Origin of the sequence: Pseudoalteromonas sp. PAST1 (genome assembly GCF_021532515.1) — a bacterium.
GTDB lineage: Bacteria > Pseudomonadota > Gammaproteobacteria > Enterobacterales > Alteromonadaceae > Pseudoalteromonas > Pseudoalteromonas simplex.
The window spans coordinates 1-9,502 of the sequence record NZ_JAKGBH010000086.1 but is presented as its reverse complement, the minus strand read 5'-3'; the positions used below and the strand labels follow the sequence as shown (position 1 = coordinate 9,502).

The window sequence follows — 9,502 nt, the reverse complement described above, 5'->3', positions numbered from 1 at the left end:
TTAACGAGGGCTTGATTATAGTGAGACCAGTTTGTGATTTTGCTCATTGTTGTTGCACAGGCTAGTAGGATATAGATGATCTGATCACAGGCTGGCAAGATAGTTCAAACTTTTAGGAAACAACGCCTAAATTCTATTAGATTTTTACTGGCATCTATTATTTCAGGTCTACATCTAAAACACTTTGCAAGCATATGAATATTGGGTTTAAATTCATCTTTAAACTTAAGCATTGTTTCATAACTTCTAGCGCCTCTCCATGAGTAGATACTTTGATCATCATCTCCAACAGGTGTTAGATTAATCCCTCCGCGCCCCTGCAGGGCAATCCACTCATATTGTAGTAAATCTGTGTCTTGAAACTCATCAATCATTAGGTCTGTACAATTTAATAGCGGTATTTCCCCACTTAAAGTTCCTTCTACCGCGCGCCTGGTTGCGTCATCTAAGTCATAAAGGTGGTTCTTTATCTTTAACTCTTGATAACATTCTTTAACTAGCTTAACAGCGTCTTTATCAAACCCTTTTTTTTCATCTAATGGCTGATCATTCAAAATGCTCGTAATGTCATTGAATGTTACTTTTAACTCCGGTAGTAGGTGCTCATTTTCGATGTAATTCTTCAACCTATCAATAAAGTTGAAGTATGTTGCTCCAATTAGTAGCTTACCTTGCATGAGTTTCTTTGTTTGGTTAAGAAACTGCCTGTGAAATGTAGTTACAGAAACTCTATTTATTGATGATTGTGGAAGAGCTATTTCCAACCTTTCTTGCATTTCGTTGACGGCCGCATTTGTAAATGTAACGAGAATAACCTTCCTGTCATATGATTTTTTTAGTACGTTTTTTACTTTTTCAATTAATGTTTTTGTTTTACCACTACCTGCTGTAGCAAGAATCAAAGAGTGATTATTAACATCGTTAGCTGCTGATTCTTGCTCTAATGTCATCGTCAATGTTAGCTCTCCAACGTTCTTTTGATTCGTAATGATTCAGCTATGTAATTATTTGCCTCTAGATTGTCAGCCAAATCTAATAGCTCTGCTTTTTCTTCCTTTGTAAATGAGCTCAAATTGGAATTTGTACCTAGAGACAAGATATTTTCCGCTTTTAATAATGCATCATTGCTCATTTCTGTATTATCAAGAACTTGCCTTAATCCAACCTCTTGTGACTCGGTCCTAGTGACTTCACCACCAGCTACAGGATGTAGGCCAGAAGGGTTTCTCTCTTCAATTGAATTTTCTCTATTGCTAACCATCGCTGCTTCACCAGCGTTTGTTTCATTAAAACTTAGGTTCTCAGAACTAGAGTTGTTCACAACTGAACTTTCATCTGAGTTAGATTGTTCAAAAGACTCACCTTTCTGAGAAGAATTAGAAGCAATTAACTGTGATTGAGTCTGCACATTATCACCGCTTGTGTCAGGTTTTAGACTAGGCTCAGCAACAATAGAACCACCACTTGCCGATGCCTGAAGGTTTTCTGATTGGTCTGGACTCACAGGACTGCTTTGCAACTCTGGACTAGCTGTGCGGTCACTTAAACCGCTCTCACTATTTAACGTACCGCCAGTATTTACCGATGCCTGAAGGCTTTCTGATTGGTCTAGACTCACAGGACTGCTTTGCAACTCAGGACTAGCTGTGCGGTCACTTAAACCGCTCTCACTATTTAACGTACCGCCAGTATTTACCGATGCCTGAAGGTTTTCTGATTGGTCTGGACTTACAAGGCTGCTTTGCAACTCTGGACTAGCATTGCGATCAGTCGAACCATTCTCACTATTTAACTTACCGCCAGTACTTGCCGATGCCTGAAGGCTTTCTGATTGGTCTGGACTCACAAGGCTGCTTTGCAACTCTGGACTAGCATTGCGATCAGTCGAACTATTCTCACTATTTAACTTACCGCCAGTACTTGCCGATGCCTTAAGGCTTTCTGATTGGTCTGTACTCGCAGGGCTGCTTTGCAACCCTGGACTAGTGGTACTGCCAGTAGAACCAACCTCACTATTTAATGTGCCGCCATTACTTACTGAAGCCTGAAGGTTTTCTGATTGTGTGCCCACTAAAGAACGACCTGAATCTGTAGTATTCGGATAAGAATCATCTTTTGTGCCAGAATATTGGTAGGTATCAATACGATCCCTTGAATCATTGCCTGCAATCGATGACTCTTTAGATAGAACATTCCCGCTTTCATCTTTACCAGTACTGTTAACCCCACTATTTACCTCACTTGGCTTGATAGGGGTTTCTTCTATTTCTTCACCACGGTTATTATCAACTGATAAGCTTTTTGGTGTTACGCTCAGTGCATTCTGTTGTGTGACAGAGCTCTTATCATAATCACTTTCATTTACAGACTGTTGCGGCACTGAGGCTTCGCTTGAATTAAGGCTGTTTACAGGTGGATTTGCTTCTTTAGTACCGGCATCACTATAATTCGGTGTGAAGGCAGTTGTGATCGCTTCACTTAATGTTCTTTGTGCTTCTGGAGCTGTACTTAGTAAGTTGTTTATTGTAAGTAGATCTCTCATGTCATCATGAGAAAGATTTCTTGGAGTATCGCTTGTGCCATAAAGGGCGTTCGCGGCAAACTCCTTCGCTTTACTAGAAACACCTTCTGAGTGAATTGCGTTATTAATTACTTGGCTTTCATGCTCCTTAGATGCACTTGATTCATACCCATTTTTAGTTTGCTCATCTGAAGTAATAGAAGCAATTGTATTAGTTAGTGTTTCTGCCTCGCTATCTTTACCTGCAATTAAAAGTGCATCCCTCATCTTATTCAGATCTTCCATTGTTTCAGGGGTGATGTTAGTAAAGTCAGGAATACTAAATTCTCGACTAGAAACTTGTGCTGATTTAAAATTATCTAAATTTCGATCATTAAGTTCCTTAAAGCTAACTCCTGATGTATCACCAGTTGCATTAAAGTTTGCTAACGCATATTTAGCTATCTCTTTGGCATCTTGGTCATAATTTCCTTTGGTAATACCATCAACAAGACCTTGGCCACTAGGTTTCGATCTGTTTTCAGTTCGATCTAAATTTTCTCTCTCATTTAATCCAGCAAACCCAGCCATTGAGCTAGCTTGAGAGTCGTAGTTTACTGATTCCAAACTACCTTTTTGACTTGGCTCATCTTTATACCTTGATGGGTTGTACTGAGGTTCTAAACCTAACTGTGGGGATAACTCATTTAGCGCTTCTAAATGACGAGCGTATTTAGCATCATTAATACCTAAGAAACTTTCATCTCCTTTCGTGGCTGCAATTACGTCCTCAATTTGACCATCATCAAGGTTTGCCAATGCTGAGTATGCCGCAATTAACTCACTACTCTTCAGGGCATTATTAATTGATTCATTCTCTCTCATCTCCTGTACAGCTGAGATATTTTCTTGAGCATTTCTGTAAGGGTTATTAGGTTGCGTTGAAGCAAGAAGAGCTGAGTTTGAATTTAAACTTTCATTGAAGGCAGCTAGAGACTCAGGGCGCATTGCTGTTTGAACAGCCCCAGCATACATTAGTGTTTCATTTGGAGATAAGCGTTCACCATTAATAATCGAACCTTCACCATTTGCTGCGCTAGTTAGTAAGTTTCTAATAGCTTCTGGTGTATTGTTAGATAAAACACCAAAACCCATTTCAATTAGATTCGAATTAATACCTTCACCATTACCAGACTTCTTAAACTCATCCGTAACAGCCTCACCCACTGAAGAGGTGAATAGTGAGCCAATAGAACTAACTACACCGCCAGATAATTCATTAGATTCTGAGCCTAATACTTTTAATGATCCAAATGCATGCGCTAAATTATTTGCATTTTTATCTTCTGACTCAGAAACAACATCCTCACCCTTAGCTTTAACAGCACCTGTACCAGATGCCCCTCTACTACTAACCTCGTTTTGAGATTGCTCTTTGTGTTCAGCAAATGCTTGTGCATTACGCTCATTATTGAACATGTTTGTTGGATCAGTCTTTATGCCACTATTTACATCATTACTTAAAGTGTTGGTGTCTATGCCAGTATTATCTTCAGGTTTTGGAATATGTGAATTATCACTCGGTTTATATCCATTCAATTGGTCACTAAGTGAAATTAGGCTCGGCGCTTGTAGTGTTTCACCTAATTCTCTCATTAAGCCTGCAGAAGCTCCTCTTTCGGTATTAGCTTGTTTAAGTGCTGTAACTCCAGTTGAAAGAGGAAGTTGGTTACCATTATGGTCTGTAGACAACACTTCAGTATTTCCAGACATTCTTGCGATTGCATCAGTAACCGTATTGGCCAAAGCAATATTATTTTTTTGGCTTTCCGGTAATCTCGCGTTATCACCTTTATTTACCTGCTCTTTGTGGTAGTCGAACCTATCTCCCAACTCAGAAATTAAAGCACTTCTCTTGTCACCAGATAAACTATTTAAGCCTTCATCACCAATCAAACTACCTAAAAGAACATGCTGCTGCTCATCTGAAAGTGTTGAAACAATTGAGCCGATTGATGCTTTATTTGCTCCTGTGGTTGAGTTTTGAACCTCACCCGCATTCATTTGCGTCATTACTTTTGAAGCGGAGCTAGCTGTATTCCCCTCAGCTTCAAGGGCTTGAGCTTGAAGCATATTTGTATGAGCATTTGTAACAGCTTCCTGTCGGGAAACCGCCTCTTTACTTGCAACTGAGTTATCACTGCTCGATGATTGAGCCATTTTTACTGCATTCCCCCAGTTAGCTTTTATCGATTCAGAAACTTGTGCACGTTCGTCCTCTGACAATCTTTCTGAGGCGCCTACTTGCTTTTGTGATGCCGCTTTTGCTGTGATCGCTGCTTTCGCATCAGCACCTAAACCAAACCCTGCTATTGATGGAGCCCCCTTTGCTACCATGCTTGCCGAGCCCTGTAGTACGTGATCATATGCATCAGATAAACTCATGTTATTTTCAGTTGCATATGCTGCGGTTTGTGCCGCTAAGAAAGCTTCGTCCTCTGATAATTGTGAAGTATCCACACTCTCAAATGACTCTCCTTGTTTATACCCTTTGATTGAATCTAAAGTAGCAGATTTACTATCAGTGGCAGTTTTTTGTAATGTTTGGCTAGCGGCTTCAGTATTTGCCAATTGAGTATTTCTAGAGCCAATCGCTGACAACTCAGCTGATGACTGTTTAAGGTAACCCGAGGCTGGCCCTGCGCCACCCGGATTAATACTTACATCATTTCGTTGTCCACCATTCAGTTGAGCTTGGCTCCATTGCCCATATGAGGAATGAACATCACTGGCTTGCATAGTAGTATCACCTTGACTTGCTTTACCTCCATTTGCAGATGTTGTGACATCCGGTGACAATTTCTTTGAATCAATATTTGTATCAGGAGACGTCTTATTAGATACACCCATCATGGTGTGAACACCCCTATGCAGTATATATAAAGTGAGCATAGGAACTGCAGCAGCTAAACTACTTGCCACTGCAATAAATGATTCGATTGTTGACATGCTATGCCCCCACATACCAAATGTGATTGCACTTACACCACCGCCACCAGCTGACACTGATGTAAATCGACCTTGAATAGCAAGTAAAGTAAAAAGGTTAACCGCACTCATGGTTACCGGCCACAAGTTAACCCACACAGTTACCCCAAAGAACATAGCAGCTGATTTCATAGCTTCAGCACCCATTACAAGCATGATTGCAATAACTGGGATCAAGAAAAACACAAAGGCCTCAATGAAGGTTGCAAAACCAATTGATAGCTCCAAAGCTAGGTTTCTATCCGCGGCCATTTGGTAATGTCGCTGAGACTTTGTTTCTATTAAAGTAAGTTCAGAGCGGAGCCCTTGCATATCCCCACTTTTTGCAGCAGCTTCAGCAAAAACATTTGATAAATACCTTCCCGTCGCTAAATGATATGCATTCATTGTCGCGCTTAATGCAGAAATCGATTCCGCCCCGGCTTCAACATCTTGTGGTTTTACATTTTCTTTCTGCAAAAACCTGTCAGTCATCTCTCTGAAACTTGAGCTATCAAAGTAACTTTTGAGCTTCAAGTATGCGTTTGGGCATGTTAATAGCTCCATGGCAGGAGTGTCTATTTGAATATAAGTGCTTCTTGATGGTGTATTAATTCTTATAGACTCAAGGAAGTTTTCCATTGGGGCATTTTTTATTTTGTCAGCATTTAGCTCAGCGTCATTGCCACCAACTTGAAGATCCCAAATTACACAGTCTTGAAGGTAGTTCATTGTAGATGTTTTGATTCTGTACCTTTGGTCATCAACACCTGAATCTAGCTCTTCAGAGCCCATATATCCAAATTTATCAAGCGCCACTAGTGCCCTCATTGGATCGAGAAATTGACCAGCCTGATAACCATCCGGTGAGGCGAATGAATCTTCATAATCTCGTGACAGCCCATACATTCCTGAGGTCATCATTGCAATAACAGCAGCTATGCCAGGTGCATCATTCACATAATACACATCTCCAGTTCTTACCGACTCAATAACAACATCTACTTTAGAAAATGGACCACACAAGACCATGAACATACAAAGCCCAATAAACCAAGATAGTACTGGGTTAGAGTTTGGGTTGATCCAACTTTTTACTACAAGAGTCATCAGTGAAAGTAGAGCTGTAGCACCAATCAAAATATGCAAAGATGAAAAGCCAAAATCAAACATTCTTCGAAGGCCCATTAGAACCTCATACATGAACGCTGTTTCACCGATTGAGTAAATTGTAAAATCCATAAAAAAAGCCAGAATATTGAGTCTGGCTTAATCTTAAAATTGAAAAAAATTTTAAAAGCGTGATTTTCAACTGAATTTCAGTATTTTTTGATTAAAATACCTTTTTCTCAAAATAAACGCTTATATCCCCAATTTTATGGTCTTTGTAGTAGCTAATATTTATCGAGTTACCCATCATGCTGACAGATACGGGAAAGGCGGGCTCTTCTGTAGACATAAAACCTAGAAAACCATTCTGATTAACAACGTAGTCTCCATGTGAATTTTTTACCGGGTTAAAGTCACCGTCGAGTAATGCAGTCTGCCCCTTTCTAAAAGCAAACAACTCACTTAGTGTTACATCAAATGCAAACGTATCGGGCAAACAATCAATTATTTCTTTTGGCAGTATATTGACTGCTCGATTGCTTATTGAACCATCAGTCACGGATACCTGTTCCAAAGATTTTAGCCACAGCTTACGATAGTCTGTTCGATTAAAGATATTAAACTCTGACCCTGGTAAAAATGGCAAAACATCTATTGGGATTAATTTTACTTTTGCCGAGCTATGCTTGTTATGAGTAAAGTTAATATCTAGGACAGCTCGATAGAATTTTACACCTGAAACCTCTATCACAAGAAAAAAGTAAGGCTTACCTCTTGATAAATCATCTACGCGATTAATATAGCTGTTTCGTACTCCATAGTAGTTTTTCGGACCCCAAAACCAATCATTGAACTCAATACCATCGTAGTCCCCTTCACTAATTAATTCATCAAAGCTAAGGTGCATTGTAACTTGCTTAACATCTGCAAACGGATATTGACGGAAAGGTGATGCCTCGATATTCCCCATATATTCTTCAGATAAATTGGACGTCTGCCCATTTAATACATTTTTGAAGTTCTCTATGCTTTCTCTGTATGCATCCCACATATTTGAATAAGGCAATAAGTCACTATTATAGTCTTTTACTCTCGCTCTAGACTTTTGCAATTCGGATAGTAGTAAGTTTTTAGTAAAATCAATTTCTAAAACTTTTGGAGATAACCCAGTCAAGAGCTGGAGTGTTAGCATCGATACACCTACTTTAAATTCTGGCCAGTGTGCAGTTTTTCCAATCGATGGAAATTGAGGGTTTACATCTAACAGATTTGAATCAAGCTGCGCACACTCTTCATTTCGAATATTTACTCCATTTGAGATACTTTTACGAGAGTAACTTTGGGCTGCAACTAAAGCGCGGATGTTCAATACTTCTGAGAGCTTAAGGCCACCATAAATCATTTGGTCTTCACTAATTTGAGGTTCTTTGATTTTATAGTCTGATATTGTCACTAGGTTAGATAATTTGCTTTGGATATCAGCAAAGAATTTATATTCAAACACCTTTTCTTTGAGTCTTTTTTTCATTGATGATTGTTTTGTTTCGACGCCATTAAACAGAAATACTTCGTCATAAATCCTAATAGTATTCTTATTAGCCATTAACTCAGGACCTTCAGCTAACTCAAAAGTAGCCGTTGCATTAAGGGTACTTTGCTCTTGCTTAATGTTTAGCTCTTTAAGTTTTGCCCTTATATTCGGCAATAATTGATTGCCGCTTATAACATTCGTGTTGAGGTTTACTTTTGCTTGCTCCACAGCTTTTTTGTGAAGTAAATACTCTATTACTTGTGCGTCGTACTCAGTGGTATTATCGAGCGTTAAATTGACACTAACCTTTTCTGCACCATAAGCACTCCCGATCGCATGGAATACAATCGATATAAAAGCCCCATTTGCTAGCGCTTTCAATAAATTCATTAAAACGACCTCTAATAACTAAAACTGTATTAATCATTTCATAAATTTCATTTCGTGCAGCGGTTAAAAACAAAACTAAATATCAATTATTTACAATAGGTTATAAAAAAACCTCATTGTGTTTTTTATATTTTCACAAACCTGCATTCAATAATTTATACTTTTCAGCTTGAAGGAGGATTTATGAAATTTGTATTTTTACTAGTCATTTTTGTATTGAGCCATGGCGCTCATGCGGCTGATACTGTCAGAGTTATCAAGTTTAAAACTATCGGCCTCACGGTTAATGAGTACAACATTGCAGATTTAATATATAAAGAAGCAGCTCAAAAGCTAGGCGCTTATTTCATTGTTAACAATTCTCAAGCCGGTTTATCAAGCTACAGCGAGAAGGCCAACATCTTACGACCTATTTCTGTTAATATTGTTGATTATACAATCGAAGATAGTGAAGTGATTGCGACCATACGCTACGATCATGCAGCTTTAGAAGTTGTAACGGAGAACTACAAGTTATACATGAGGAACAAGAAAAATTCCGAAGAAATAGTTAACGCGGAGATAACTGAATTTTGTCAAAAATTCTCATCTAACTATTTAGAAATCAAGAACACTCTTTCTAGCTCAGAATTCAACTATTCAACAGCCCCTTCAAAGGATGATGAGCTCCTTAAACTATCAAAAAAGTCTGACTCTATAAGTCAGTTATTGATTAATGAATGTAATTTATAGGAAATCTTTTAATACTTCTCTTTAACACCTATTTCCAAAAGGGCGGCTTGCTGCCAATAGCTAACCTTCAAGCGTAACTCGTTTCTGTCGGATAGACGACACCTGTTACCAAGTGTCGCCCTCCTAAGAACCGTACGTGCAACTTTCACTGCATACGGCTCAAGCCTTCACGAAGGCACCTAATTGGTACCCAGCAACTTATAAAGCAGCGA

The 9,502-nt window shown here is 39.0% G+C and carries 4 protein-coding genes; 1 reads left to right on the top strand and 3 read right to left on the bottom strand.

Annotation, left to right across the window (positions count from 1 at the left end; all coding sequences use genetic code 11):
• Nucleotides 1-104: 104 nt before the first annotated feature.
• The 3 genes from L1272_RS22095 to L1272_RS22085 all read right to left on the bottom strand — a co-directional run bounded on the left by L1272_RS22095 (nucleotide 105) and on the right by L1272_RS22085 (nucleotide 8,558).
• Nucleotides 105-950, bottom strand: a complete 846-nt coding sequence (locus L1272_RS22095; RefSeq protein WP_235374297.1) for a UvrD-helicase domain-containing protein — start codon at nucleotides 948-950, stop codon at nucleotides 105-107.
• Nucleotides 951-958: 8 nt separating this feature from the next.
• Complete coding sequence (locus tag L1272_RS22090; RefSeq protein WP_235374296.1) at nucleotides 959-6,769, bottom strand: conjugal transfer protein TraG N-terminal domain-containing protein; 5,811 nt, start codon at nucleotides 6,767-6,769, stop codon at nucleotides 959-961.
• A gap of 91 nt (nucleotides 6,770-6,860) precedes the next feature.
• A complete protein-coding gene (locus tag L1272_RS22085; protein WP_235374295.1) occupies nucleotides 6,861-8,558 on the bottom strand; it encodes a hypothetical protein in 1,698 nt (565 codons plus the stop codon).
• Nucleotides 8,559-8,741: 183 nt separating this feature from the next.
• On the opposite strand from L1272_RS22085, the gene L1272_RS22080 reads away from it, so the two are divergent.
• Nucleotides 8,742-9,290 carry a hypothetical protein gene (locus tag L1272_RS22080; RefSeq protein WP_036973812.1) on the top strand — a complete coding sequence of 183 codons (549 nt, stop codon included), beginning with the start codon at nucleotides 8,742-8,744 and terminating at the stop codon, nucleotides 9,288-9,290.
• Nucleotides 9,291-9,502: the final 212 nt, after the last annotated feature.

Coding starts and splice junctions, on each gene's coding strand:
- L1272_RS22095 (WP_235374297.1), bottom strand. CDS start 950: ATGACATTAGAGCAAGAATCAGCAGCTAACGATGTTAATAATCACTCT.
- L1272_RS22090 (WP_235374296.1), bottom strand. CDS start 6,769: ATGGATTTTACAATTTACTCAATCGGTGAAACAGCGTTCATGTATGAG.
- L1272_RS22085 (WP_235374295.1), bottom strand. CDS start 8,558: ATGAATTTATTGAAAGCGCTAGCAAATGGGGCTTTTATATCGATTGTA.
- L1272_RS22080 (WP_036973812.1), top strand. CDS start 8,742: ATGAAATTTGTATTTTTACTAGTCATTTTTGTATTGAGCCATGGCGCT.